The sequence below is a fragment of the Streptomyces sp. NPDC015220 genome (assembly GCF_043079345.1).
Classification (GTDB): Bacteria; Actinomycetota; Actinomycetes; order Streptomycetales; family Streptomycetaceae; genus Streptomyces.
Genome location: NZ_JBIBUK010000007.1, coordinates 166,990 through 193,279 on the forward strand (window position 1 = coordinate 166,990; position 26,290 = coordinate 193,279).

The 26,290-nt window shown below is 71.6% G+C and carries 17 protein-coding genes; 12 read left to right on the plus strand and 5 right to left on the minus strand.

Annotated elements, in window-relative coordinates; translation table 11 throughout:
• The first annotated feature begins 454 nt into the window (after nt 1–454).
• The 8 genes from ACF061_RS17565 to ACF061_RS17600 all read left to right on the plus strand — a co-directional run bounded on the left by ACF061_RS17565 (nt 455) and on the right by ACF061_RS17600 (nt 11,396).
• Nucleotides 455–4,525 carry a nitrate- and nitrite sensing domain-containing protein gene (locus ACF061_RS17565; protein ID WP_392267757.1) on the plus strand — a complete coding sequence of 1,357 codons (4,071 nt, stop codon included), beginning with the start codon at nt 455–457 and terminating at the stop codon, nt 4,523–4,525.
• 9 nt (nt 4,526–4,534) lie between these two features.
• Nucleotides 4,535–4,948 carry a roadblock/LC7 domain-containing protein gene (locus ACF061_RS17570; RefSeq protein ID WP_003973453.1) on the plus strand — a complete coding sequence of 138 codons (414 nt, stop codon included), beginning with the start codon at nt 4,535–4,537 and terminating at the stop codon, nt 4,946–4,948.
• 111 nt (nt 4,949–5,059) lie between these two features.
• Nucleotides 5,060–5,458, plus strand: coding sequence for a DUF742 domain-containing protein (locus ACF061_RS17575; RefSeq protein ID WP_009190816.1), 399 nt, complete (start codon nt 5,060–5,062; stop codon nt 5,456–5,458).
• Nucleotides 5,439–6,014, plus strand: a complete 576-nt coding sequence (locus ACF061_RS17580; RefSeq protein WP_392267758.1) for an ATP/GTP-binding protein — start codon at nt 5,439–5,441, stop codon at nt 6,012–6,014. Before ACF061_RS17575 ends, ACF061_RS17580 begins: the two co-directional genes overlap by 20 nt.
• Before the next feature lie 417 nt (nt 6,015–6,431).
• A complete protein-coding gene (locus tag ACF061_RS17585) occupies nt 6,432–9,731 on the plus strand; it encodes a nitrate- and nitrite sensing domain-containing protein (protein ID WP_392267759.1) in 3,300 nt (1,099 codons plus the stop codon).
• A gap of 10 nt (nt 9,732–9,741) precedes the next feature.
• Nucleotides 9,742–10,155 carry a roadblock/LC7 domain-containing protein gene (locus ACF061_RS17590; RefSeq protein WP_004983065.1) on the plus strand — a complete coding sequence of 138 codons (414 nt, stop codon included), beginning with the start codon at nt 9,742–9,744 and terminating at the stop codon, nt 10,153–10,155.
• Between the two features lie 97 nt (nt 10,156–10,252).
• Nucleotides 10,253–10,825 (plus strand): DUF742 domain-containing protein, encoded by a 573-nt coding sequence (locus ACF061_RS17595; RefSeq protein WP_392267760.1) that lies wholly within the window; start codon nt 10,253–10,255, stop codon nt 10,823–10,825.
• Nucleotides 10,806–11,396, plus strand: a complete 591-nt coding sequence (locus ACF061_RS17600; protein ID WP_392267761.1) for an ATP/GTP-binding protein — start codon at nt 10,806–10,808, stop codon at nt 11,394–11,396. The genes ACF061_RS17595 and ACF061_RS17600 overlap by 20 nt, the downstream gene beginning before the upstream one ends.
• Before the next feature lie 227 nt (nt 11,397–11,623).
• On the opposite strand, the gene ACF061_RS17605 is transcribed toward ACF061_RS17600, so the two are convergent.
• Together ACF061_RS17605 and ACF061_RS17610 are read right to left on the minus strand one after the other, a co-directional pair.
• Entirely contained in the window at nt 11,624–11,821 is a 198-nt protein-coding gene (locus tag ACF061_RS17605; RefSeq protein ID WP_392267762.1) for an acyl-CoA carboxylase epsilon subunit, read from the minus strand.
• Between the two features lie 57 nt (nt 11,822–11,878).
• Nucleotides 11,879–13,486 (minus strand): acyl-CoA carboxylase subunit beta, encoded by a 1,608-nt coding sequence (locus ACF061_RS17610; protein ID WP_392267763.1) that lies wholly within the window; start codon nt 13,484–13,486, stop codon nt 11,879–11,881.
• A 377-nt stretch (nt 13,487–13,863) separates the two neighbouring features.
• Between ACF061_RS17610 and ACF061_RS17615 the strand changes: the two genes are divergently transcribed.
• Together ACF061_RS17615 and ACF061_RS17620 are read left to right on the plus strand one after the other, a co-directional pair.
• The gene (locus ACF061_RS17615; RefSeq protein ID WP_392267764.1) at nt 13,864–14,475 is read left to right on the plus strand and encodes a YceI family protein; all 612 of its coding nucleotides are present in this window, start codon (nt 13,864–13,866) and stop codon (nt 14,473–14,475) included.
• 708 nt (nt 14,476–15,183) lie between these two features.
• Complete coding sequence (locus ACF061_RS17620; protein ID WP_392267765.1) at nt 15,184–16,872, plus strand: sigma-70 family RNA polymerase sigma factor; 1,689 nt, start codon at nt 15,184–15,186, stop codon at nt 16,870–16,872.
• Between the two features lie 153 nt (nt 16,873–17,025).
• Here ACF061_RS17620 and ACF061_RS17625 read toward each other — a convergent pair whose 3' ends face one another.
• Together ACF061_RS17625 and ACF061_RS17630 are read right to left on the minus strand one after the other, a co-directional pair.
• A complete protein-coding gene (locus ACF061_RS17625; protein ID WP_392267766.1) occupies nt 17,026–18,411 on the minus strand; it encodes a hypothetical protein in 1,386 nt (461 codons plus the stop codon).
• A 144-nt stretch (nt 18,412–18,555) separates the two neighbouring features.
• Entirely contained in the window at nt 18,556–21,582 is a 3,027-nt protein-coding gene (locus ACF061_RS17630; RefSeq protein ID WP_392267767.1) for a glycoside hydrolase family 3 N-terminal domain-containing protein, read from the minus strand.
• Between the two features lie 257 nt (nt 21,583–21,839).
• Between ACF061_RS17630 and ACF061_RS17635 the strand changes: the two genes are divergently transcribed.
• Nucleotides 21,840–23,708, plus strand: coding sequence for a ricin-type beta-trefoil lectin domain protein (locus tag ACF061_RS17635; protein ID WP_392267768.1), 1,869 nt, complete (start codon nt 21,840–21,842; stop codon nt 23,706–23,708).
• 65 nt (nt 23,709–23,773) lie between these two features.
• On the plus strand, nt 23,774–24,379 hold the full coding sequence (locus ACF061_RS17640) for a GPP34 family phosphoprotein (protein WP_392267769.1): 606 nt from the start codon (nt 23,774–23,776) through the stop codon (nt 24,377–24,379).
• 168 nt (nt 24,380–24,547) lie between these two features.
• Here ACF061_RS17640 and cimA read toward each other — a convergent pair whose 3' ends face one another.
• Nucleotides 24,548–26,152, minus strand: a complete 1,605-nt coding sequence (gene cimA, locus ACF061_RS17645; protein WP_392267770.1) for a citramalate synthase — start codon at nt 26,150–26,152, stop codon at nt 24,548–24,550.
• Nucleotides 26,153–26,290 lie beyond the last annotated feature (138 nt).

Sequence of the window (26,290 nt, forward strand, 5' to 3'; positions counted from 1 at the left end):
TGAGTTTGCTCACGAGTCCGTCGACAATCCGGACAATTTTTGAGCTTCCCCCTCATCAACAAAGCGGACATTCGCCCCCTGAAGGCACCATTCCGCTCCCGATCATGGCGTCTGGGACACCCAGGGTCGCCCGTCGGCTCGTAGCCATATGTCCGGTATGCGGGAGATCACTTTCCACATCGGGTAACCCGTCACTCACGCCGTGTCACACAGGTCACAGCCTGGCCCACATGCCTTGTTGGAGATCCTGCACTGTGCTGGAATGCCACGGACCGCCGCAGGATCGAGCCGGCGCGCAGGGGGCGCAGAGCAGCGCCGAGTGGCGGCGAGACAGGGGGAGCCAGCGCCGGTCACTCACGACCACCCGGGGAGCGTATTCAGGGCGCTTCCCACGACGCCGACACCGTCCCTCCGCTCACCCGGAGGGACGCCTGGTCCAGAGGTTGCGACGCTAGTGCAGGGACGTTTCAAGAGGGATGGCAGCGCTTCGGCGGAGCCGGAGCCGCACGGCGGGACCGACCGCGGTTCCTCGCCCCAGCACGCCCAGAACCCGGGCCAGGCCCCGTCCGGGGACAACGGGGAGCGTTCCGGACGCGCCGCCACGGCCGGTCCGTCCAGCACCTCGGCCTCGCCGAGCCCCGCTCCGGCGGCGAAGCCGGCCAAGGGCAAGGGCCAGCCCCCCACCGGCCCCGGCTCGCGCGTCGCCCTGCGCAACTGGCGCATCTCCACCCGCCTGGTCTCGCTGCTCGCGCTCCCCGTGGTCGCGGCAACCACGCTGGGCGCGCTGCGCATCAACCAGAACCTGGACGACATCCAGCAGCTCGACAACATGAAGCTGCTGACGGACATGACCAAGCAGGCCACCGAGCTGGCCGCCGCGCTCCAGGAGGAGCGCGACCAGTCCGCCGGTCCGCTGGCCCACCCCTCCAGCGCGAGCGCCATCACCGTCAAGGGCTTCCGGGACAAGACCGACCGGGCCAAGGACAACTTCCTCTCCGCCTCCGAGGAGATCGACAGCGCTAGCAAGAACGGCAACCTCCAGGGTGTCCGCGACACCCTCGTCGGTCTGGCCAGTGAGCTCAACGGCCTCGGCAAGATCCGCAAGACCGCCTACGAGGCCGAGGACAACTCGGCCCAGACGGTCGAGGCCTACCACCACCTCATCACCGAGCTGCTCGGCCTCTCCCAGGACATGGCCGAGGCGACCAGCAACCCGGAGATGATCCAGCGCACCCGCGCCCTGGCCGCCTTCTCCTCCGCCAAGGAGTACGCCTCCGTCCAGCGCGCCGTCATCGCGGCGGCGCTGCCGGCGAACAACACCAACAAGGGCAACCTCTCGGACAACGACCGGCTGTACGCCCAGTCGGCGCTGGACAGCCAGACCTCCGAGATCAACAGCTTCCGCAACATCTACGGCAGCGGGGCCGAGGAACTCCTCAAGCCCGTCGAAGAGGGCAACCCGACCATCCAGTCCGCGGACACCTACGCCAAGCGCGCCCTGGACAGCGCGGGCGGCCTGGGCTCGCTGAACAAGCGGTCCTACCGCGACTGGGTGGACGACAGCTCGACCAAGATCGAGCAGATGCGGAAGATCGAGCACACGCTGCTCGAGAACATGGAGCAGAAGGCGCGCGAGCTGCGCAGCTCCACCGAGCAGGACGCCATCATCTCCGGTGTGCTGATCCTGCTCGTCCTCGGCGTGTCGCTGGTCGGCGCCTTCGTCGTGGCACGCTCCATGATCCGCTCGCTGCGCCGGCTGCAGGACACCGCGACCCGGGTCGCCCAGGACCGCCTGCCCGAGCTGGTCAAGCAGCTCTCGGAGTCCGACCCGCAGGACGTCGACACCACCGTGGAATCGGTCGGTGTGCACTCCCGGGACGAGATCGGCCAGGTGGCCGCGGCCTTCGACGAGGTGCACCGCGAGGCGGTCCGCCTCGCCGCCGAGCAGGCCCTGCTGCGGGGCAACGTCAACGCGATGTTCACCAACCTCTCGCGTCGCTCCCAGGGCCTGATCCAGCGCCAGCTCTCGCTGATCTCCGAGCTGGAGTCCCGCGAGGCCGACCCCGACCAGCTCTCCTCGCTGTTCAAGCTCGACCACCTCGCGACCCGTATGCGCCGTAACGGCGAGAACCTCCTCGTCCTCGCGGGTGAGGAACCCGGCCGGCGCTGGACCCGCCCGGTCCCGCTGGTCGACGTCCTGCGCGCCGCCGCCTCCGAGGTGGAGCAGTACGAGCGCATCGAACTCGCCTCGGTGCCGACCACCGAGGTCGCCGGCCGCGTCGTCAACGACCTCGTGCACCTGCTCGCCGAGCTGCTGGAGAACGCGACCTCGTTCTCCTCCCCGCAGACCAAGGTCAAGGTCACCGGTCACGCGCTGCCCGACGGCCGCGTCCTGATCGAGATCCACGACACCGGCATCGGCCTCTCCCCCGAGGACCTCGCGGCGATCAACGAGCGACTCGCCTCGCCGCCCACCGTGGACGTCTCCGTCTCCCGCCGCATGGGCCTGTTCGTGGTCGGCCGGCTGTCCCAGCGGCACGGCATCCGCATCCAGCTGCGCCCGTCCGACTCCGGCGGTACGACGGCCCTCGTCATGCTGCCGGTCGATGTCGCGCAGGGCGGCAAGAAGCCGGCTCCCGGCAAGCCCGGCGGTCCGTCCGCGGGCGGTCCGGCGGCTGCCGCCGCTGCCGCCGGCGCGGCGGCGGCCCGGCGCCAGAACGGCCAGGCGGGCGGCGGCGCACTCGGTGCGGGCGGCCCCGCGGGAGGCGCCGGCCGGCTCGGCCCCGGTGCCGCCCCGCGCGGCCAGGTCGGCGCCGGTCAGGGCCCGCGGGCCGCGCTGCCCGGCACGGGCGGCCGACCGGGCGGACCCGGTGGTCCGGGCGGAGCGCGCGGGCCACAGGGCCCGGCGCAGCCGCAGCAGGGCCGGCCGGCGCAGCACGGCGCGGGTCAGAACGCTCAGAACGGCGCGGGTGCGGGAGCCGGCTTCGGTGGCCGGGCCCCGGGTGCGCCGCAGAACCTCCAGGCCGCCGGCCCGGACGCTCCGCAGGGCTTCGGCCAGGGCCGCCGCCCGGGCGGTCGGCAGGACGCCTTCGGCGGCGGTGGCCGGCCGGACGCCTTCGGGGGCGGCGCGCGTGGCACCGTGCCCCCGCAGCGGGCGAACGGCGCCGAGCAGGGGCGGGCGCCGCAGCTGCCGGCGCGCGGTGGTCCGCGTGCCGAGCTGCCGGGCGGCAACCCGCAGCCGCGTACGCCGAGTTGGGGCAACGAGAACCCCGTGGGGCCCGCCGCCCTCGACGCTCCGCGCGGTCACGACGAGGCGGAGCAGGCGCAGACCTCCAGCATGCCGCGGATCGAGGACCACCAGGGTCCGGGTGCCACGGCGGAGATGCCGGCGCTCCCGCGGCCCGACGACCGGCAGGGTCCGGAAGCCGCTCAGAACACCGGCTCGTTCGTCCGCCCGGACGTCTTCGGCACGGCCGCGCAGAACGCGCCGCAGAACAACAACCCGTCGGACACGGGCCAGTTCGCCGCTCCGCAGGGGTACGACAACGGCTCCACGGGGCAGTTCCCGGCCCAGCAGGCGTACGACAATGGCTCGACGGGTCAGTTCCCGGCAGCCCAGGCGTACGACAACGGCTCCACCGGCCAATTCCCCGCCGCGCAGCCCTACGACAACGGCGCGACCGGTCAGTTCCCGGCAGCCCAGGCGTACGACAACGGCTCCACCGGCCAATTCCCCGCCGCGCAGCCCTACGACAACGGCTCCACCGGCCAATTCCCCGCCGCGCAGCCCTACGACAACGGCTCGACGGGTCAGTTCCCGGCAGCCCAGGCGTACGACAACGGCTCCACCGGCCAATTCCCCGCCGCGCAGCCCTACGACAACGGCTCCACCGGCCAGTTCGCCGAGCCCGGTTACGCCGACGGCTCCACCGGACGGCATCCGCTGCCGAGCCGTCAGGACCCGTCGTCCACCGGCCAGTTCGAGCGGCTCCAGGCCGGTGCGCCCGCCGACTTCGGCGCCCCGCGCCCGTCCGCACCGCGACAGCCGCAGCGACCCGTGGCCCGGGAGCCGGAAGCCCTTCCGCCGGCCCCCAGCCCGGGCGACGGGCGGACACCGCTGTTCGACAACCTCGAGACCAACTGGTTCCGCGGTGAACGGCAGCAGAACAACGCCGAGGCGCCCGCACAGCAGCAGCCGCAGGCGCCCGCGGCCCCCGAACGTCCCGCCGCCTCAGCCTGGCGCAGCTCGCCGAACGACGAACTCGTCCGGCAGGCAGAGCGCGTACGGCAGCCGGCGGCGGGCGGCGTCACCACCTCCGGCCTGCCGCGCCGGGTGCCCAGGGCGAACCTCGTCCCGGGCACGGCTCAGCAGCAACAGCACCAGAACGGTCCGCAGGTCTCGCGTGCGCCCGACGACGTACGCGGCCGGCTGACCAATCTCCGTCGGGGCATCGCACAGGGTCGTCAGGCCGGCACCGGTCAGACGGGCAGCTACCCGAGCCCCACTCACCAGCAGGAGCGTTAGTTGAGTCCGATGAGCCAGGCGGCACAGAACCTGAACTGGTTGATCACCAACTTCGTGGACAACACCCCAGGGGTGTCCCACACCGTCGTGGTGTCCGCGGACGGACTCCTTCTGGCGATGTCCGAAGGGTTCCCGCGCGACCGCGCCGACCAGCTCGCGGCCGTCGCGTCCGGCCTGACCTCGCTGACCGCCGGGGCCTCCCGGATCTTCGAGGGCGGCAACGTGGCGCAGACGGTCGTGGAGATGGAGCGCGGCTTCCTCTTCCTGATGTCCGTCTCGGACGGGTCCTCGCTCGCGGTCCTGGCCCACCCCGAGTGCGACATCGGCCTCGTCGGCTACGAGATGGCGCTGCTCGTCGACCGGGCGGGCGCGGTGCTCACCCCCGACCTGCGTGCCGAACTACAGGGCAGTCTGCTCCACTGACCTGCCCCGGCACCACCCACGTCACCAAATCACCGTCCGGCCGCCACAATCCCCCCACCGGCCCCGTCCGACGGCTTGCCCGACCGACTTGCTGTCCCGCCCGGAGGATTCATGACCCCGCCCACCGCCCATCATGATCCGTACGCCGAGCCGTACGGGGACGAGGGCGACCAGCCGCTGGTCCGTCCATACGCGATGACCGGCGGCCGGACCCGGCCGCGCTATCAGCTCGCCATCGAGGCCCTGATCAGCACCACGGCCGACCCGGCAGCGCTGATGGGACTGCTCCCGGAGCACCAGCGGATCTGCCATCTGTGCCGTGAGGTGAAGTCGGTCGCCGAGGTCTCGGCGCTCCTCGCCATGCCGCTCGGCGTGGCGAGGATCCTCGTCGCGGACCTGGCCGAGGCCGGGCTGGTGGCCATCCACCAGCCGGGCGGTGACGAGAACAACGGCGGCGCACCGGACGTGACGCTGCTCGAAAGGGTGCTCAGTGGACTTCGCAAGCTCTGACGGGGGCCGGGCGACCACCTCCGCGAAGATCGTGGTGGCGGGTGGCTTCGGCGTGGGCAAGACCACGTTCGTGGGAGCCGTCTCGGAGATCAACCCGCTGCGTACCGAGGCCGTGATGACGTCCGCCTCGGCGGGCATCGACGACCTCACCCACACCGGGGACAAGACCACCACCACGGTGGCCATGGACTTCGGCCGCATCACCCTCGACCAGGACCTGATCCTCTACCTGTTCGGCACCCCCGGACAGGACCGCTTCTGGTTCATGTGGGACGACCTGGTCCGCGGCGCCATCGGCGCGATCGTGCTGGTCGACACCCGGCGCCTGGCCGACTGCTTCCCGGCCGTCGACTACTTCGAGAACAGCGGACTGCCGTTCGTCATCGCCCTCAACGGTTTCGACGGCCAGCAGCCCTACAGCCCGGACGAGGTCCGCGAGGCGCTGCAGATCGGGCCGGACGCGCCGATCATCACCACCGACGCCCGGCACCGCGCGGACGCCAAGTCGGCGCTGATCACACTGGTCGAGCACGCGCTGATGGCCCGTCTGCGGTAGCGGTACGGACGCACGCACATCTCACATAGCACCTAAGTCGGCAAGGCGATACGCCAGTTGTCGTAGCAGCACCGGAGCCGGCTGTGTCCTTTGACACGGCCGGCCGCGGTGTTCATAACGTTTCGGCAGAGGAATCGGGTGGCGCCGCCACGCGTCGCGCACATACGGTCTCGCTGCGCGTACGATCCCTCGGCCTTTTGGCGCAGCTCGCTCTTTATGACCGTTTTATCTGGGGCTTACATCACTCGGAATGAACGGTTCCGAGTGTTTGGAAGACCGCATGCCCGCGTGCTGGAATGCCTGAACTGCCCAATAGTCAAGGACGTACTCAGTAGTACTGACGTCGTCGTCGGCGAACAGGGCTCTGAGACACTGCGGCACAGCGTAGGTGCCGACCGCCGAGAGGTTGTTGGTCGAGTGAGGCGAAGCAAGAACGGTCCCGAGCCGTCGGCGGCCCGGGGCAACTTCACCCCGCCGCCGCGCGGAGCGGCGCCCGCACACGTGCCCGGTTCGGAACAGGCGGACGCTCCCACCCCGAGCGGCGGAGCCTTCTCCCCGCGCAACTGGCGGGTGCGCACCCGGCTGAACGCCATCATGCTCATACCCGTGCTGGTCGGCCTCGTCATGGGCGGTTTCCAGGTCAAGAGCTCGATCGACACCTGGAACGAGGCCCAGGACGCCGAGAACACCGCGCTCCTGGTGCGGGCCTCCCTGACCTACGCCAACACCCTCTACAACGAGCGCGACGTCACCGCCGCTCCCCTGCTGGAGGGCAAGGGCCAGAACAACTCCGCGGTCACCCAGGCCCGCGAGCTGACGGACAAGGCCGCCGACGCCTTCGACCAGGCGGCCAAGAACATGCCGCAGAAGGCCGGCCTGGTGCGCCGGCTGAAGCTGTTCCGCGAGGTCGAGCCGGATCTCCGGTCGCTGCGCGCCGCCGCGTACACCTCCAAGCTCACCGGCGTGCAGACCGAGGAGGGCTACGTCAAGGTCGCCCACCCGCTGATGGAGTTCGCCAACGAGCTCGGCCTGGGCACCGGAAACATCACCTCCTACGGCCGTACGGTCTACGCCATCTCCCTCACCAAGGCCGCCCTGTCCCTGGAGCGCTCGATCGGCACGCACCTGCTGGTCAAGCCCGGTCCGGACAGCGGCAACCTGGCCAGCCAGCGCATCGCCCTCTCCTCCTACGCCTACCTGGAGGGCATCGCCGTCGAGGAGTACCTCGGCGGCGGCACCCAGGAGGACGCGGACCGCCTGGACGCGGAGAAGAAGGAGATCCAGACCAAGGCCGCGGCGATGGCCCAGGAGGCCAAGGGCAAGGACCCGAACTACGCGGCCCCGCCGTCCGACCCGCAGAAGATGGTCACGGCCCTCGCCACGCTGAAGAGCACCGACCCCGCCGAACGCCAGCAGCTCGCCCAGAAGGGCATCACCGCGCAGAACTGGTGGGCCGTCAACACCCTCAAGTTCGACGCCTACCGCAAGATCGAGTCGGACATGGCCGACACGGCGGTGAACGAGGCGTCCGGCATCGCCGACGACGCCAGGCAGTCGACCTTCATCACCAGCGCGGTCGTCCTGGTCGCCCTGCTCGCCGCGTTCGTCCTGGCCGGCCTGGTGGCCCGGCAGATGAGCCGCTCCATGCGCCGGCTGCGCAACGCCGCCTTCGGCATCGCCGAGCAGCGCCTGCCGACGCTGGTCGACCAGCTGTCGCGCACCGACCCCGGCCGGGTCGACACCCGCGTCGCGCCGATCCCGATCACCTCGACCGACGAGATCGGCGAAGTCGCCCGCGCCTTCGACCAGGTCCACCGCGAGGCCGTCCGGCTCGCCGCCGAGCAGGCCCTGCTGCGGGGCAACATCAACGCGATCTTCACCAACCTCTCGCGCCGCAACCAGTCGCTGATCGAGGGCCAGCTGACCCTGATCACCGACCTGGAGAACAACGAGGCCGACCCGGACCAGCTGGAGAACCTCTTCCGCCTGGACCACCTGGCGACCCGTATGCGCCGCAACGGCGAGAACCTCCTGGTCCTCGCCGGCGAGGAGCCCGGCCGCCGCTGGGACCAGCCGGTCCCCCTGGTCGACGTACTGCGCGCCGCCTCCTCCGAGGTGGAGCAGTACGAGCGCATCGAGCTCTCCGGCGTCCCCGAGGCCGAGATCCACGGCCGCGCGGTCACCGACCTGGTGCACCTGCTGGCCGAGCTGCTGGAGAACGCCACCACGTTCTCCTCGCCGCAGACCAAGGTCCGCGTCACGGCGACCAGGCTGCCCGACGGCCGGGTCATGATCGAGATCCACGACAAGGGCATCGGTCTGACCGCCGAGGACTTCGCGGACATCAACCACAAGCTGGCCAACCCGCCCACCGTGGACGTGGCGATCTCCCAGCGCATGGGCCTGTTCGTGGTCGGCCGCCTCGCCGACCGGCACGGCATCCGGGTCCAGCTGCGTCCCTCCGGCGAGCAGGCCGGCACCACGTCGCTGGTCATGCTGCCGGACGCGATCACCCACGGCGGCGGTGGCGAACGGGAGCCGGAGCGCGACGATTTCTCGGTCTCCCAGATCATCCCGGAGCAGCAGGTCCGCGGCGAGGACTTCAACCAGCTGCCGCCGATGCGGACGGCCGCCGAACTCGGCTTCGACGACAGCCGTTACGCCGACGTCCCGGACGACATCCGGGGGCTCGACCCGGTCAACCGCTCCCTGAAGCGCGAGGAGCGCGAGGCGGCCCTGGAGCCCCAGGCGCACGGCATGCCCGACGCGCAGGAAACGCCCGAAACCACCGCGTACTCCGCCGAGTCCACCGGACAGCAGCCGGTGTACGACACCGGCCAGGTGGCCTACCCGGAGCAGGGTGCCGCCTTCGACGGGCAGTCGGCGTACGGCGAGCAGCAGCCGGCGTACGACCAGCAGGGCGGGCCCGTCTACGGCCGGCAGGGACAGCCGCAGTACGAGCAGCAGGGACAGCAGTCGTACGAGCAGGCGTACTACGCGCCGGACGGCGGCCTGCCGCAGAACGGCGCCTACTCCGCCCATGGCGGTTACCCGGCCCCCGACGGCTATGCGGAGCCGGTGCGCGAGGAGCACACCGGTACCCACGCCGCCCCGGCGGAGCAGTACTCCGGCTACCAGCGGCAGCCCTACCAGGACGACTGGCCGCAGGGCGACGGTTACCAGACCGGCTACCCGGACCAGTACGCTCCGGAAGCGGAATCCGCGCAGGCCGCTGACGTGAACGCGGCGGACCGCGTAGGCTTCGACCATCCGGGAGCGGCCGAGGCCGCCGGCCACGACCTGACCGACGCCGGGCTGCCCCGGCGCGGATCCACCGCGAGCGGTTCGAACGGCGCGCAGCCCGTGCACCGGGAGACACCGGCTCCCTCCCCCGAGAGCAACGGCGACGGCGACTGGCGTTCCGCGAACGACGAGCGGTGGCAGCAGGCCTCCAAGCTCCGGAAACCCAAGGCGGGCGGGGTTACCTCCTCCGGTCTGCCGCGTCGGGTGCCCAAGGCCAACCTGGTCGAAGGCGCCGCGGAATCGACCCCGCAGGGCGGCCCACAGGTCTCCCGCGCCCCCGAGGACGTACGGGGCAGGCTGAGCAACCTGCGCCGGGGCGTCGAACGGGGACGCACCGCAGGAAGTGAAAAGAACGGTCAGGCCGCAAGGAATGAACACAGTGGTCCTGACAGCACCTACAACCAGGAGCGTTAGTGTGAGCCCGATGAGCCAGGCGGCACAGAACCTGAACTGGTTGATCACCAACTTCGTGGACAACACCCCCGGGGTGTCCCACACCGTGGTGGTCTCCGCCGACGGACTCCTTCTGGCGATGTCCGAAGGCTTCCCCCGTGACCGCGCCGACCAGCTCGCGGCCGTCGCCTCCGGTCTGACGTCGCTGACCGCCGGCGCCTCGCGCATCTTCGAGGGCGGCAGCGTGAACCAGACGGTTGTGGAGATGGAGCGGGGATTCCTGTTCATCATGTCCATCTCCGACGGTTCGTCACTCGCGGTTCTCGCCCATCCGGAGGCGGACATCGGTCTCATTGGGTACGAGATGGCCCTTCTGGTGGACCGCGCGGGCACGGTCCTCACCCCGGATCTCCGTGCGGAACTCCAGGGAAGCCTTCTCAACTGAAAGTCAGACGGTGCGTTCAGCTGTCCCGGGGCCGTAAGGTTTCGGGACGCGGCTTCCACACGGTGGGGCGCCCGGCGCAGTCGGAGGAGGAGAGATAGTGGCAACACCCCCAGGCGGTTCGTCCTCGGGCAACTGGTCGTACGACCCTGCCCAGGGCCACGGCGACGGCTCGGCGAACCCGTACGGATACCCCTCCACCCCGCGCCACCGCCAGCCGTACGCGCCACAGGGCCCCGGCCCTTCGCCGTACGACCAGCCACCGGCACCGCGCATCCAGCCGGTGCAGCCGCAGCGACGTGCTCCTGAGCCGGCGCCCGCAGGGGCGTCGAACAACCCCTTGGTCCGCCCGTACGCCATGACGGGCGGCCGCACCAGGCCGCGGTACCAGCTCGCCATCGAGGCCTTGGTGCACACCACCGCGCAACCGCACCAGATGCAGGGCCAGTTGCCCGAACATCAGCGGATCTGCCATCTGTGCCGCGAGATCAAGTCGGTGGCCGAGATCTCGGCCCTGCTGACGATTCCTCTCGGCGTGGCCAGGATCCTCGTCGCCGACTTGGCGGAGGCGGGCCTGGTCGCCATCCATCAGCCCGGCGGCGACGAGAACGCCGGCGGCCAGCCAGACGTGACACTGCTCGAAAGGGTGCTCAGTGGACTTCGCAAGCTCTAGCGGAGGGCCGGTTTCTCAGAGTCGCTCCACCACCTCCGCGAAGATCGTGGTGGCGGGCGGCTTCGGCGTGGGCAAGACCACGTTCGTCGGCGCCGTCTCGGAGATCAACCCGCTGCGCACGGAGGCCGTCATGACGTCTGCTTCGGCGGGCATCGACGACCTCACCCACACCGGCGACAAGACCACCACCACGGTGGCCATGGACTTCGGCCGCATCACCCTCGACCAGGACCTGATCCTCTACCTGTTCGGCACCCCCGGACAGGACCGCTTCTGGTTCATGTGGGACGACCTGGTCCGCGGCGCCATCGGCGCGATCGTGCTGGTCGACACCCGGCGCCTGGCCGACTGCTTCCCGGCCGTCGACTACTTCGAGAACAGCGGACTGCCGTTCGTCATCGCCCTCAACGGCTTCGACGGCCAGCAGCCCTACAACCCGGACGAGGTCCGCGAGGCGCTTCAGATCGGGCCCGACACCCCGATCATCACCACCGACGCCCGGCACCGCGCGGACGCCAAGTCGGCGCTGATCACACTGGTCGAGCACGCGCTGATGGCCCGTCTGCGGTAGACCGGTGAACCGCGGTCCGGCGCGCACCCGCCGAGATCCGCGCCCGTGACCTTCCGAAGAGCCGCCTCCACCCCTGCTGACGCAATCAGGGACGGAGGCGGCTCTTCCTGCCCCGAGGGATACCCGAGCGGCGAGGCTTGCGGGACGCGGGAGCGGCGGGGCCTCGCCCCGGAAACGGCCACAGGGCCGGAACCCCCTGCGGGGTTCCGGCCCTGTGTGCGCGTGGCTCAGCCGTGCCAGCTGTGCGGCGCGCGGAAGCCGTTCTCGCGCTCCAGGCGGCGCCAGCCGGCCCTCGCACGCCCGCGGTGGGCCGGGGCCGTGTGGGCGGGGCGGGCCGCGGCACGGGCCAGCAGGAGGGCCGTGATCGCGGCCACCTCCTCGGGCTCGGCGTAACCCTTCTCGACGCGGATGTCAGGCATGTCCATGGGTTTCAGTCTCCGTGGCTGAGGGGCCCGCGGGATCGCCGCGGAGCGTCCGCTTCGTTACTGCGGGGGGTTGCCGTGCTTGCGCGACGGCAGGTCGGCGTGCTTGGTGTGCAGCATCGCCAGGGACTTGATGAGCACCTCGCGGGTGTCGGCCGGGTCGATGACGTCGTCCACCAGGCCGCGCTCGGCGGCGTAGTAGGGGTGCATCAGCTCGGCCTTGTACTCCTTGACCATGCGGGCCCGGGTGGCCTCGGGGTCGGCGGCGTCGGCGATCTGACGGCGGAAGATGACGTTGGCCGCGCCCTCGGCGCCCATCACGGCGATCTCGTTGGTCGGCCAGGCGTAGGTGAGGTCGGCCCCGATCGACTGGGAGTCCATGACGATGTAGGCACCTCCGTACGCCTTGCGCAGGATCAGTGAGATCCGCGGCACGGTGGCGTTGCAGTAGGCGTAGAGCAGCTTGGCGCCGTGCCGGATGATCCCGCCGTGCTCCTGGTCGACACCGGGGAGGAACCCGGGGACGTCCAGGAAGGTGACGATCGGGATATTGAAAGCGTCACACATCTGCACGAAACGCGCAGCTTTTTCGCTGGCCTCGATGTCCAGGACGCCCGCCAGCACCTGCGGCTGGTTGGCGATGATGCCGACGACCTGGCCGTCCAGGCGACCCAGCGCGCAGATGATGTTCCGCGCCCAGCGCTCGTGGACCTCCAGGTACTCGCCGTCGTCGACGATCTCCTCGATCACCTTGGCCATGTCGTACGGCCGGTTGCCGTCGGCCGGGACCAGGTCCAGCAGCACGTCCGAGCGGCGGTCGACGGGGTCGGCGCTCTCCACCCGGGGCGGGTTCTCGCGGTTGTTCTGCGGCAGCAGCGACAGGAGGTACCGCACCTCGGCGATGCAGGTCTCCTCGTCGTCGTAGGCGAAGTGGCACACACCGCTGGTCTCGGCGTGCACGTCGGCGCCGCCGAGGCCGTTCTGCGTGATCTCCTCGCCGGTGACCGCCTTGACCACGTCAGGGCCGGTGATGAACATCTGCGAGGTCTCGCGGACCATGAACACGAAGTCCGTGAGCGCCGGGCTGTACGCCGCGCCGCCCGCGCAGGGGCCGAGCATCACGCTGATCTGCGGGATGACGCCGGAGGCCTTGGTGTTGCGCTGGAAGATGCCGCCGTATCCGGCGAGGGCGCTGACCCCCTCCTGGATGCGGGCGCCGGCGCCGTCGTTGAGGGAGACCAGCGGAGCCCCGGCCGCGATGGCCATGTCCATGATCTTGTGGATCTTCGTGGCGTGCGCCTCACCGAGGGCGCCGCCGAAGATGCGGAAGTCGTGGGCGTACACGAAGACGGTACGGCCCTCCACCGTGCCCCAGCCGGTGATCACACCGTCCGTGTACGGCTTCTTCGCCTCCAGGCCGAATCCGGTCGCCCGGTGCCGACGCAGCTGCTCGACCTCCTGGAAGGAGCCCGGGTCCAGGAGCAGTTCGATCCGCTCCCGCGCGGTCAGCTTGCCCTTGGCGTGCTGGGCCGCGGTCGCCTTCTCGCCGGGGCCGGCCACCGCCTGCGCGCGGATCACGTGCAGCTCGGCCACCCGCCCGCGCGCGTCGGCCGGCTCCCCGGCCGGCCCGCCCGTCGGCTCACCCGTCGTCTCTTCCAAAACGGTCATGTAGTGACCATACGAAGGACACCAAGGAAAGCGAGCCGTCGACTCCGTACAGTCTCCGGCCCGTTTTCCTGGTGCCACTGAACAGAACCACGGTGCCATGCAGCCTTTCCGACTGCTCAGAGGCGATCGACGTTGTGGAGGTCACACAAAGCCGGAGCGGGAGAGACCCTCGAATTCGGGTACCGCGCATGCCATCCCCCGGGTGACACACAGACCCGGACAGCGGACCCGCAACACAGTATCCCGGACCACACCGACGACAGATGTTGAAACTTGAACGGAATAGGTCTACGGTCGTCCTCGTTGGAGTGATTGAACGTTCAACTTCCCGGCGCCTCCCTCCGCGCCGGGCGACCATCGTCCCCAAGGAGCACGTCATGGGCATCTTCGGCCGCAAGAACACCACCGAGACCGCCGCCACCGCCACCGTCGCCGCCGTGAACCCGGAGCTCGCCGCGCTGACCGGCGACTACACCATCGACCCGTCCCACTCCACGCTCGGCTTCGTGGCGCGGCACGCCATGGTCACGAACGTCAAGGGCAAGTTCAACGAGTTCACCGGCTCGCTGCACCTGGACGGCTCCGACCCGGCAGCCTCGACGGCCTCCCTCGACATCACGATGGAGAGCATCGACACGGGCTCGGCGGACCGCGACGGGCACCTGAAGAGCTCCGACTTCTTCAGGACCGAGCAGTTCCCGACGATGACCTTCCGCTCCACCGAGGCGGAGGCGCTGGGCGGGGACGACTACCGCATCACCGGTGACCTGACCATCCTCGGCGTCACCAAGCCGCTCACCATCGATCTCGAGTTCAACGGCGCCGCCAAGGACCCCTTCGGCAACGAGCGCGTCGGCTTCGAGGGCAAGGCCGAGATCCTGCGCTCCGAGTGGGGCCTGACCTGGAACGCGGCGCTGGAGACGGGCGGTGTCCTGGTCTCCGACAAGATCAAGCTGAACTTCGACATCTCGGCGATCAAGAACGCCTGACCCACCGGCGACACGGCCCCACCGCCCTGCCCGCCCTCGAACGCGCCCGCCCTCCACTCCCCCGCACCGGGAGGGCGGGCGCTTTGCTGGGGCGGGGTGGGGGTGGGGTGGTTGCTGGGAGGCGGGGCCGAGGGCTCTGAGGGCGGGGCTGAGAGATGGGGCTCGGAGGCGGGGTAACGCGCACGTGGGCTGGTGGCGGCCGGAGGGGAACGGGGGACCCAGGTGGGTTCACCTCCGGGTGAGTTGCGTCCGCATCCGGAGGGAGGGGCTGGGGGTGCCCCTCGGTGGGGTACGTGCGCATCCGGAGGAGGGGTGGCTGGGTGGGTCGGGCCTTTGGGCCGGCTGCATCCGCAACCGCATCCGGAGAAGGGGATCGATGGGCCGGGCCTTCGGACAGGTCGGTGCAGGCTCAGGGGGAGTGCGCGCGGTCAGGGATTGGGGCACGCCGCCCCCGCCCCCCCCCCACAGCGAAGGAGGCCACAACCGCGACCGCGTCCACCCCACCCCGCCGGCCGGCCGCAAGCCCCCAAGCACACCGCACCCGCATACACCCGCACCTCACCAGATCCCCGGACAGAACACCCATCCGAGCCCGCCCCACACCTGTCTCCGAACAACGAGTCCGGGAACTGTTATTCGGTACGCCTTCGGCGGTCTCCCAGGCATCGGACATCATCGACCGACGTCGAGGGACAGGGAAGTTCTCGTATGAGCGCACAGCACACGGTGGACCTGGTGGCACTGGTGACCGCTGCCCGCGAGGGCGATCCGGCGGCTCAGGATGCCTTGGTCGGCGCGCACCTCCCGCTGGTCTACAACATCGTGGGCCGGGCGCTGAACGGCTCGGTGGACGTCGACGACGTGGTGCAGGACACCATGCTGCGGGCCCTGGACGGGCTGGCCGGTCTGCGCGCTCCGGAGAGCTTCCGCTCCTGGCTGGTGGCGATCGCGATGAACCGGGTCCGGGCGCACTGGCGGGACCGTCGACCCGCTCCGGGTGGCGTGGAGGAGGCCGCCGAGGTCGCGGACCCGGGGGCGGACTTCGTGGATCTGACCATGCTGCGGTTGCAGCTGTCCGGGCAGCGCCAGGAGACGGCGCGTGCGACGCGCTGGCTGGAGGAGGACGACCGGGCTCTGCTGTCGCTGTGGTGGCTCGAGTGCACCGGCGAGCTGACCCGGTCGGAGGTCGCCCAGGCGCTGAAGCTGCCACCGCAGCACACCGCGGTACGGGTGCAGCGGATGAAGGCGCAGTTGGAGGCGGCCCGCGTGGTCGTCCGGGCGCTCGACGCGCGGCCGGGTTGCGCGGAGCTGGAGGACGCGCTGGCGGGGTGGGACGGCCGGCCCTCCGCGCTGTGGCGCAAACGAATAGCCCGGCATGCCCGTGAGTGCGTGCGCTGCGCGGGGCTGTGGAGCGGGCTGATGCCGGCCGAGGGCTTGCTGGCCGGTCTCGCGCTGGTCCCGGTGCCGGTCGGGCTGCTGCCGCGCATCCGTCCCGGCTTCGACGGCGCGTCGGCCGGATCCTCCTCCGCGTACGGCTCGGCCGGCGGGTCCGGCTCGGCCGACGGGTCCGGCTCGGCGGCGCGGCACCGCTCCGCCGACGGCGGCACCGGTGACCGGGCGGGTGGGCGGGCAGCCGCCCGGCGGCGTCGGCGCGTCCGGCGGCGGGTGGCCGCCGCCGCGGTCGTGGCCGGCTGCGTGGCCGGCACGGGCGTCTGGTACTTCGGCGGCGGTCCGGGGGCCGGGCCGGACGACGGCGGCGCCGCGGCCCAGGCCTCCGCCGCTCCGGTCACGGACCTCGCCGCGCCCGCCACCCGTCCCAGCGGCTCTCCGTCGGCGTCCCAGTCGGCGTCCGCCTCCCGCTCGGCGTCCCCCTCTCCCTCCGCCTCCCCGTCGAAGAGCCCGAGCGCTTCCCAGAGCCCCGGCCCGGCCAGGAGTACGCCCGCGCCCGTGAAGAAGGAGCAGCCCCGGCCGACGCGGTCCACCTCCAGCGCACCCGTGGCGCCGCCCGCTCCGGCGGGCGCCGTGGCGCAGGTCGTCGCGCTGGTCAACTCGGAGCGGGCGAAGGCGGGTTGTGGCCCGCTCACCGAGGACCGGAAGCTGGACGCCGCGGCGCAGGGCCACTCCGACGACATGGCCGCCCGCGGCTTCTTCGAGCACACCAGTCCGGACGGCGTGGACCCCGGGGCGCGCATCACCGCCGCGGGCTACCGCTGGTCGACGTACGGCGAGAACATAGCCAGGGGCCAGCAGACCCCGGAATCGGTGATGAACTCCTGGATGAACAGCCCCGGCCACCGTGCCAACATCCTCAACTGCTCCTTCAAGAACATCGGCGTGGGGGTCCACAAGGGCTCGGGCGGGCCGTGGTGGACGCAGGACTTCGGCGCCAGGATGTGACCGGTCGCGCGGAAGGCGGCCCGGGAGCGGCCCCGGCGTCCGGCCGTAGCCGCTCCGCCGCGGCGGCCCGGCCCCGGTGCGCGCCGCGGGTAGGGGTGCCGGCGCACGGAGGAGGGCTGACGGCGGGCGTCGGAGGGGGCCGGGGCCGGGCGCTCAGAATCCGCCCCCGAAGTCCCCGCCTCCGCCGCCGCCGTCGAAGTCCCCGCCGCCTCCGAAGCCGCCGCCGAAGTCTCCCGGGTCGAAGTCGGCGCCCGACACGTCGCCGCCGTCGTAGCCTCCTTGGTCGCCGTAGCCGTCGTACCCGCCGAAGTCGCCGTAGCCCGTGCCGTAGTAGGCGCCGTAGGCCGGGGTGGCCATCATGCTGCCGAGGAGGGTGCCGACCAGGAGGCCGGGGAGGATGCCGCCGCCGAAGTAACCGCCTGCCCAGGGGCCGTAGGCGGGGCCCGCGTCCCAGTAGGGGCGGCGGCCCCAGTCGGTGTCGACCTCGCGGACGTGCGGGTCGCGGCCGTCGGCCAGCCGGACCCGGTCGGCGGCGCAGACCGGGACCTGGCGCGGCGCACCGCCCACGGGCGTCCAGGTGGCGTCGGCGACCGAGGGGCCGTGGCGCGGGTCGAAGAAGCAGGGTGGCCGGCGTTCGGGCAGGGGGCGGCCCTCGCGGCGCGCGGCGAGCTGGGCGAGGGAGAAGCGGCCGTCCTGAAGGGCCTCGGTGACGGCCCGGACGTCCTCGGGCCGGCGGGCCTCCGCCATGGACTGTTTCGCCTGGTCGTAGGCGTCCAGCGCGCGTTCGTAGTCCGCGCGTGCGGCGTCGTCGGCGCCGGCCTCCGCCGGGTGGAAGTCGAGGCGGTCCAGTTCCTCGCCGAAGGCGGTGATGTCCTCGTCGACGACGACCCGCAGCTTCTCCAGCGCGGCGCGCTGCTCCGCCGCCTTGCGGCCGTGGTTGCGCCGGACCAGGGCGTAGGCGGCCACGCCGCCCACCACCAGGACGGCGCCCGCGGTGATCAGCGCGGTGCTCGAGACCCCGCCGCGGTGGCCGGAGGCGCCCCAGGTGGCGGGGGCCGAGCCGCCCATGTTGGCGAGGGCCCGGTCGGTGAAGTCCGTGAGCTGGGCCCTGGTGTCCTCGCCCTGGACGCTGGTGACGAGGTTCCGCACGGCGGTGCGCGGCAGTACCGCGGAGTCGGCGCGGGCGTCGAAGCGGCCGCCCAGGCGGACGGCGTAGGCACCGGTGATGCCGGTCGCGGTGCGCAGGTCGGTGAAGAGGTTCCGGGTCGGGTAGCCGGCCGGCAGCACGGCCACGAAGAGGGGTTTGTCCGCGTCCTTGATCTTGCGGGCCAGCGCGTCCGCGTCGGCGGAGGACAGCTGGGCGGAGGCGGCCGGGTCGACGTAGACGGGGTTCCTGCGCAGCGCCTGGGCGACCGCCGAGACGCTGGTGTCCGCGGTGGCCGGCGGGGCGCCGGTGGTCAGGACGGCCATGACGGCCACCGCGAGCGCGACCAGCAGTTGGACGGGGGTTCGGGCTCGGGGCGGGACGACGGCCTTCATATATCGAAATTACCCGAAAGGGTGTGAATCGGTCATTCATGTCGACGGGAGGGGACCCGCGGGTTGTCCCGCGGGTCCCCTCCCCCGGCCCCGGGTCGCCGGTTCGGACCACCGGCTCAGAGGCCGTCCGCTCCGGTCACCCGGTCAGGCCGCCCGGTACGCCGCCGTCAGCCGTTCCACCGCCGCGCCGTACCGGCCGGTCAGCAGCAGGTGGTCGGCGTCGGCGAAGGGCTTGGCCACCGCCGCGCTCATGCCGCTCGCCGCCGCCTTCTCCTGGACGATCAGGCGGGCCCTGGTGACCAGGGAGCGGCCCGCTCCCTGGGCGTGCGCCCGCTCGGCGACGGTGGCCGCCGCGCCCAGGGCCTTCAGGGTGGCCGCGCCGCCCGCCGGCACCTTCGTCAGCGTGGTCAGGCCCCAGCCGTACGGGAACTGCGGGTCGTACGACGCGTCACCCACGTTGACCGGCAGCTGCGCCTCGGACCTGGGCCAGGTCACGGGGAGCTGTCCGGTGAAGGGGCGCTTGCCGTAGAGCACGTCGGCGACGCCGTCGCCCTCGGTGCCCGGCAGCCAGGAGGCGACCAGGGCGTCGATGTCCCCCAGCCGGTCGCCGATCAGCTGCGGGCGTCCGGAGACGACCAGCACCGCGCACCTCATCGCCGCGCACACCTTGTCCACGGCGGCCCGGTCGGCGGCCGAGAGCTGGAGGTCGTGGCCGTTGCCCACGTCGCCGACGCCCTCGGCGTACGGGGTCTCGCCGACGACGACCACGCCGACGTCGTAGCCGGTCAGCGGCGCCGAGGCGTCCTTCGAGTAGGTGAGGTCCGCGCCGGCGTTCCGCATGCCCTGGAGGATGGTCGTGCCCTGGGTGTGGGTGCCGGAGGCGCCCTGCCAGGTGATGGTCCAGCCGCCGGTCTGGTTGCCGAGGTCGTCGGCGTTGGATCCGGCGACGTAGACCTTCTGGTCCTTGCGGAGCGGGAGCACGCCGCCGGCGTTCTTCAGCAGCACCTGGGACTCGGCGGCGGCCCGGCGGGCGACGTCCCGGTGCGCGGCGGAGCCGATCCTGGAGGCGCCGGCGGTGTCGGTGTAGGGATGCTCGAAGAGGCCCAGCCGGAACTTCTGGGTCAGGATGCGCGAGACCGCGTCGTCGATCCGCCGCTCGCCGATCCGGCCGGCCTTCACCTCCTCGGCCAGCGTGGTGCTGAACTCCTTGTAGGTGTACGGCACCATCATCATGTCGAGGCCCGCGTTCACCGAGGCGCGGACGTGGGAGGCGTAGTCGCCGGGGAGCTGGTCGATGGCGTTCCAGTCGCTGATGACGAAGCCGTCGAAGCCCATCCGGCCCTTGAGCACCCCGTTGATCATGTCGGCGCGGGCGTGCATCTTCACCGGGCCCTGGCCGTCGCCGAGGACGTCGAGGGAGGAGTACGACGGCATGACCGAGCCGATGCCCCGGTCCACGGCCGTGCGGAACGGCGCCAGGTGGACCGCCTCGAGCTGCTGCCGGGTGACCTTGGTGACGCCCTGGTCGACGGTGTACGTGCCGGTGGTCGAGGAGCCGTACCCGGTGCCGCCGTCGCCGACGAAGTGCTTGGCGGTGGCCAGCACCTTGTCGCCGCGGCTCAGGTCGCGTCCGTCCGGGCGGCCCTGGAGGCCCTGGACGACGGTCTCCATGGACTCCACGAGCGCCGGGTCCTCGCCGAAGGACTCGTAGGAGCGGCCCCAGCGTTCGTCGCGCGAGACGCACAGGCAGGGCGCGAAGTCCCACTGGACTCCGGTGGCGCGCACCTCGCTCGCGGTCACCGCGCCGGTCTCCTCGGCCAGCGCGGGGTCACGGGTGGCTCCGATGCCGATGTTGTGCGGCACGATCGTGGCGCCGGCCAGGTTGTTGTGGCCGTGCACCGCGTCGACGCCGTAGACCAGCGGGATCTGGAAGCGGGTCGCCCGGGAGCGGAGCTGGAAGGCGTCGATCATCCGCGCCCAGGCCTCGGGGGTGTTGGGGGTGGGCGTCGAGCCGCCGCCGGACAGCAGCGAGCCGAGGGCGTAGTCGGCGATGTCGCCCGGGGCGCTCATCGCGCCGCGCTCGGCCTGGGTCATCTGGCCGGCCTTCTCCGCCAGGGACATCCGCGAGACGAGGTCGGCGACCCGCTTCCTCACCGGCAGCTTCGGGTCCAGGTACGGCAGTCCGTGGGCGTCGACGACGACCTGCGGGGTCTCGGCCGGGGCCTTGGCGCCGGTGACGGTGAGCCGGAGCGGGATCGTCTCGGCGGGTTCGGCCGACCTGTCCCCGGTGGTCGGGACCTCGATCGTGCGCGAGGTCCCGGAGGCGGTGCCGGCCGGGAAGGTGAGGGTGCCGGAGACGGGGGTGTAGTCCCGGCCCGGGTCGGCGGTGCCGCCGGCGGTCGCGTAGGCGACGGTGACCGGTTCGTCGATCGGGGCGGAGCCGGTGGTGGCGACGGTGACGTGCACGGTGGCCGTGCCGCCCTCCTTCACCGGGTACACGGCCGCGTCCGTGGTGACGGAGGCGCGCAGTGACTGGTCGGCCCTGCCGTACAGTTCCACGCCGTCCATGGCGAACCGGCCCTTGACGCCGGTGGGGAGGGTGAGGGCGTACCCCCACATGCCGGTGAGGCCGAGGACGTGGTCGATGCCGCCGACGGGCTGGTAGTCCGTGCGATAGGTGAAGTCGGCGAAGGGGAGCTCGATCTGTTTCCAGCCGGTGAAGTCGTCGGTGAAGGAGGTCGTCCACAGTTCGGACGCCTCGCCGTTCGCGCCGCCGTCCTTGATCTCGAAGGGGATCTTCCTGCCGTCGTCCTGGCCGTCCCACCAGAAGCGGATGCCCTTGTGGGCGGACCAGTCGTGGGCGGGCCGGTCGGCGGCGAAGTCGTGGGTGAAGCCGCCGTAGCCGCTGATGTCGTAGGTGCCGGACAGCACCTTTGCGCCCTCGGGGGCGTCGGAGCGGGCGGCGAGCCGGAGGGCGGGCGGGTCGTCGCTGTCGCCGCCCCAGGTGAAGATGCCCTCGGCCGGCTGGCTCGCGAAGGGCACCTCGCCCTCGAAGCGGTCGACGGGTACGGGGGCGGGGTCAGCCGCGCCGTTCTGGGCCGCCTGTGCCGAGGCGAGCGGGATCAGCGCGGTGAGCAGGGCGGCGGAGGCGAGCAGGGCGGTTCTTCGCATGCACGGACCTTCCCTCGACTCTGGGACTTCCCGGGGCTCGAGATTCACTCATGGCTTAGATCAGGCCGTGAGTTAACTGCCCGCCCAGCCGTTCCGTCAAGACTTCACGTCAGGACTGGTACGCGCTCGACGCCTGGCCCGTTCCGAGGCGTCGTCGCTTCGGCTTGTGAACGCGCGACCTCTTGACGGGGCGTCGGAGCCGTCATTTACTCACGGCTCGCACGCCCCCTCCCCCACTCCCGAAAGGGCGGCGCACGATGAGAAGACCCCTGCGCCCGGTCCGGCTGCTGCTCGCCGGACTGCTCGCCACCGCCGGGCTGACGGCCCTGGCCGCACCCTCCGCGCACGCGGCCGGCGAGCCGGTCACGGCCTGGCTGACCACGACCGACGACAGCGGCGGACGGCATGTGGTGCGCGGCCTGGAGCCGCAGACCCCGTTCGCCTTCCAGTCCGGCTCCGGTGGCGCCGGCGAGAACATCACCGTCGACGAGAACACCCGCTACCAGACCTTCACCGGCGGCGGCGCGTCGTTCACCGACACCGCGGCCTGGCTGATGAACAGCGGCGGCGCGCTGTCCGCGACGACCCGGGACGCCACGATGCGGAGGCTGTTCTCGCCGACGGACGGCATCGGCCTGTCGTTCCTGCGCAACCCGATGGGCGCCTCGGACCTGGCACGCTTCGGGTACACCTACGACGACGTGCCGGCCGGGCAGAGCGATCCCTCGCTGGCGAGGTTCTCCATCGCGCACGACCTGGCGGACGTGGTGCCGCTGACCCGGCAGGCGCTCCGGCTGAACCCGTCGCTGACCGTGATGGCCTCGCCGTGGACCGCGCCCGCCTGGATGAAGGACAGCGGGCAGCTCAACGGGGGCTGGCTGAAGGCGGAGGACTACGGGGCCTACGCCTCCTACTTCGTGAAGTACCTCCAGGCGTACAAGGACCAGGGCGTCGACGTCTCCTACGTGACCGCGCAGAACGAGCCGACCTGCTGCTCGGGGTACCCGTCGATGAGCTGGAACGCCTCGGGGCTGGCCTACTTCACCAAGAACGAGCTGCTGCCCAGGCTCCAGGCGGCCGGCCTGACGACGAAGGTCCTCGCCCACGACTGGAACTGGGACACCTACGACTCCTACGCCGCCCAGACGGTCGACGACGCGGCGGTGCGCTCGCATCCGAACTTCGGCGGGATCGCCTGGCACGGCTACGGCGGCGACGTGGGCGAGCAGAGCACCCTGCACAACCGCTATCCGCAGCTGGACGCCTTCGGCACCGAGCACTCCGGCGGCACGTGGATCGCGAACCAGCAGCGCGAGGACATGAACAACATCGTCGACTACACGCGCGACTGGGCCAAGTCGGTGACCAAGTGGTCGCTGGCGGTGAACCAGAACGGAGGACCCCACAACGGCGGCTGCGGGACCTGCACCGGACTGATCACCGTGCACTCCGGGGACGCGCGGTCCGGGCAGGTGGACTACACCGTCGAGTACTACGACATGGGGCACCTGACGAAGTTCGTCCGGCCGGGCGCGCAGCGCATCGCCTCGACCGCCTCCACGTCCGTGCCGAACGTGGCGTGGCGCAACCCCGACGGCGGCAAGGCGCTGATCGCCTACAACGACTCGGCCGACGCCAGGACGGTGACCATCGGCTGGGGTTCCGAGCACGCCACCTACTCGCTGCCGGGCAGGACGTCGGCCACCTTCACCTGGGCCGGCACCCAGTCCGGCGGTGGGAGCCGGACGGGGGCGTTCACCGGGCTCGCGGGCAAGTGCCTCGACGTGGCCGGGGGTTCGACGGCGAACGGGACCGCGGTGCAGCTGTACGGCTGCAACGGGACCGCGGCCCAGCAGTGGACCGTGCGGGCGGACGGCTCCGTCACGGCCCTCGGCAAGTGCCTGGACGTGACGTCGGGCTCGACGGCCGACGGGGCGAAGGTGCAGTTGTACGACTGCAACGGCACCGGCGCCCAGCAGTGGTCGTACGACGCCGCCACCGGTGACGTGGTCGATCTCGCCGCGGGCAAGTGCCTGGACGTGACCGACAACTCCCCGGCCGACGGCGCCCGGGCGCAGATCTGGTCGTGCACGGGGGCGGCGAACCAGAAGTGGCAGCTGAGGTGACGTATCGTCAGGCGGAGTCCTCCTGAGCGGGAGGTCGACGTGTCCGTCCCGACCTGGAGTCCGGCATGACCACACCGCGGGACCTGTTGATCGTCAGCCTGGACGTCCCTGGCACCCGTCCCGTCGAGCAGGGAGACCTGTCGCTGGCCCTCGCGGGGGCCGAACTGGTCGACCTGCTCGCCGCCGAGCACGCCGCCCTGGACGACGACCGCGTCGTGCCGGGTCCGCGGCCGGCCACGGGCGACCGGCTGCTGGACGAGGCGGCGGCGGCACTGGTCCGCGAGAGGCCGTACGAGAAGGTCGAGGACTGGCTCTGGCGCCGCGGACGCGGCCTCGCCGCGGCGTATGTCGTGGTGCTCCGGGAGGAGGGGCAGTTGACCGGGCGGCGCCACCGCCTGCTGTCCCTGGGAGCCGGCCGGCCGGTTCCGGTCGACTCCTCGGCGCGGCGCGCGGCGGCCGACCGCTGGGCGTTCCACGAGCCGGTCCTGGTGGCCCTGGCCGCCGCCGTGGGCATCGAGCCCGGGCACGCCGGGGAGGTCGCCGTCCCCGACGACGAGGCCGTGGTGACCGTGCTCGCCGCCGTCAACGACGCGGTGACGGAGCTGGAGGCGGTACGGCAGCGGCGGCGTATCGAGGACGCGGCCTTCGACAACGTCTGGCGGGCGCCCTGAGCGGGTTCCCCCGCCCGGTCGCCGGGTAGGCCGGTCACCGGGCCGGGGCCGGCCGGGCGGCTGCCGGGCCGGCCCGGCACGTCGCCCTCGGGTCCGGTGACCGGGGTCCACGCCCCCGCTGCGCCGCGCCGCGTACGGACGGGCGGTGGGCCCGCCCGCCCGTCCTGATCACGCCGCCGGTTCGACCCCCGCGCGCATCAGGCCGTAGGTGTACGCGTCCTCCAGAGCCTGCCAGGAGGCCGCGATCACGTTCTCGGCGACGCCGAGCGTGGCCCACTCGCCGCTGCCGTCGGAGGTGGAGATCAGGACGCGGGTGATCGAGGAGGTGCCGTGCTTGCCCTCCAGGATGCGGACCTTGTAGTCGACCAGCTCGATGGCGGCCAGCTGGGGGTAGATCTTCTCCAGGGCCACGCGCAGGGCGCGGTCGAGGGCGTTGACCGGGCCGTTGCCCTCGGCGGTGGCGACGATGCGCTCACTCTTGGCCCACAGCTTGACCGTGGCCTCGTTGGCGTGGGTGCCGTCGGGCCGGTCCTCGACGATGGCCCGCCAGGACTCCACGTCGAAGTACTTCAACGGCCTGCCCTCGGCCTCGGCGCGCAGCAGCAACTCGAAGGAGGCGTCGGCCGCCTCGTAGGTGTAGCCCTTGAGCTCACGCTCCTTCACCCGCTCGACGACCCGGCCGACCAGCTCCCGGTCGCCGCCGAGGTCGATGCCGAGTTCCTTGCCCTTGAGCTCGATCGAGGCGCGGCCGGCCATGTCGGAGACCAGCATGCGCATGGTGTTGCCGACCTGCTCGGGGTCGATGTGCTGGTACAGGTCGGGGTCGACCTTGATCGCGGAGGCGTGCAGGCCGGCCTTGTGGGCGAAGGCGGAGACGCCGACGTAGGGCTGGTGCGTGGAGGGCGTGAGGTTGACGACCTCGGCGATCGCGTGGGAGATCCGGGTCATCTCGCGCAGCCGGCCCTCCGGCAGGACCTGCTTGCCGTACTTCAGTTCCAGGGCGGCGACGACCGGGAAGAGGTTGGCGTTGCCGACGCGTTCGCCGTAGCCGTTGGCGGTGCACTGCACGTGGGTGGCGCCGGCGTCGACGGCGGCGAGGGTGTTGGCGACCGCGCAGCCGGTGTCGTCCTGGGCGTGGATGCCGAGGCGGGCGCCGGTGTCGGCGAGGACCGTGGCGACGACCGCCTGGATCTGGGCGGGCAGCATGCCGCCGTTGGTGTCGCAGAGGATCACCACGTCGGCGCCGGCCTCGGCGGCGGTGCGCACGACCGACTTGGCGTACTCGGGGTTGGCGCGGTAGCCGTCGAAGAAGTGCTCGCAGTCGACGAAGACGCGGCGGCCCTGGGCGCGAAGGTGGGAGACGGTGTCGCGGACCATCTCCAGGTTCTCCTCCAGGGTGGTGCGCAGCGCCAGCTCCACGTGCCGGTCGTGGGACTTCGCCACCAGGGTGATCACCTGGGCGCCGGAGTCCAGCAGGGCATTGACCTGGGGGTCGTCCGCCGCCTTGGCGCCGGCCCGCCGGGTGGAGCCGAAGGCGACGAGCTGGGCGTGCCTGAAGTCGATCTCCTGCCGGGCGCGGGCGAAGAACTCGGTGTCCCTGGGGTTCGCGCCGGGCCAGCCGCCCTCGATGAAGCCCACGCCGAAGTCGTCCAGGTGCCGGGCGATGGCCAGCTTGTCGGCGACGGTGAGGTTGATGCCCTCACGCTGGGCGCCGTCGCGCAGGGTGGTGTCGAAGACGTGGAACGAATCGTCCAGCCGGCTGGTTTCGGACATGTCTCAAGGCTCCTGATGTGGGATCTCGGTCGTACCGGAATAACCGGTTCCACCGCCCCCATCCTCCCGCGCGCCTCGTTCCCGGCTTCAGGTGGGCCAGGAAAACGAAAAACCCCTCGCGGGTGCGAGAGGTCTGCG

Bases quoted from the DNA above. Each gene is read 5' to 3' on its own strand.
- ACF061_RS17625 (WP_392267766.1), bottom strand. From the start codon at position 18,411: ATGAAGGCCGTCGTCCCGCCCCGAGCCCGAACCCCCGTCCAACTGCTG.
- ACF061_RS17630 (WP_392267767.1), bottom strand. From the start codon at position 21,582: ATGCGAAGAACCGCCCTGCTCGCCTCCGCCGCCCTGCTCACCGCGCTG.
- ACF061_RS17620 (WP_392267765.1), top strand. From the start codon at position 15,184: ATGAGCGCACAGCACACGGTGGACCTGGTGGCACTGGTGACCGCTGCC.
- ACF061_RS17615 (WP_392267764.1), top strand. From the start codon at position 13,864: ATGGGCATCTTCGGCCGCAAGAACACCACCGAGACCGCCGCCACCGCC.
- ACF061_RS17610 (WP_392267763.1), bottom strand. From the start codon at position 13,486: ATGACCGTTTTGGAAGAGACGACGGGTGAGCCGACGGGCGGGCCGGCC.
- ACF061_RS17575 (WP_009190816.1), top strand. From the start codon at position 5,060: ATGACCCCGCCCACCGCCCATCATGATCCGTACGCCGAGCCGTACGGG.
- ACF061_RS17605 (WP_392267762.1), bottom strand. From the start codon at position 11,821: ATGGACATGCCTGACATCCGCGTCGAGAAGGGTTACGCCGAGCCCGAG.
- ACF061_RS17570 (WP_003973453.1), top strand. From the start codon at position 4,535: ATGAGCCAGGCGGCACAGAACCTGAACTGGTTGATCACCAACTTCGTG.
- cimA (WP_392267770.1), bottom strand. From the start codon at position 26,152: ATGTCCGAAACCAGCCGGCTGGACGATTCGTTCCACGTCTTCGACACC.
- ACF061_RS17640 (WP_392267769.1), top strand. From the start codon at position 23,774: ATGACCACACCGCGGGACCTGTTGATCGTCAGCCTGGACGTCCCTGGC.
- ACF061_RS17635 (WP_392267768.1), top strand. From the start codon at position 21,840: ATGAGAAGACCCCTGCGCCCGGTCCGGCTGCTGCTCGCCGGACTGCTC.
- ACF061_RS17590 (WP_004983065.1), top strand. From the start codon at position 9,742: ATGAGCCAGGCGGCACAGAACCTGAACTGGTTGATCACCAACTTCGTG.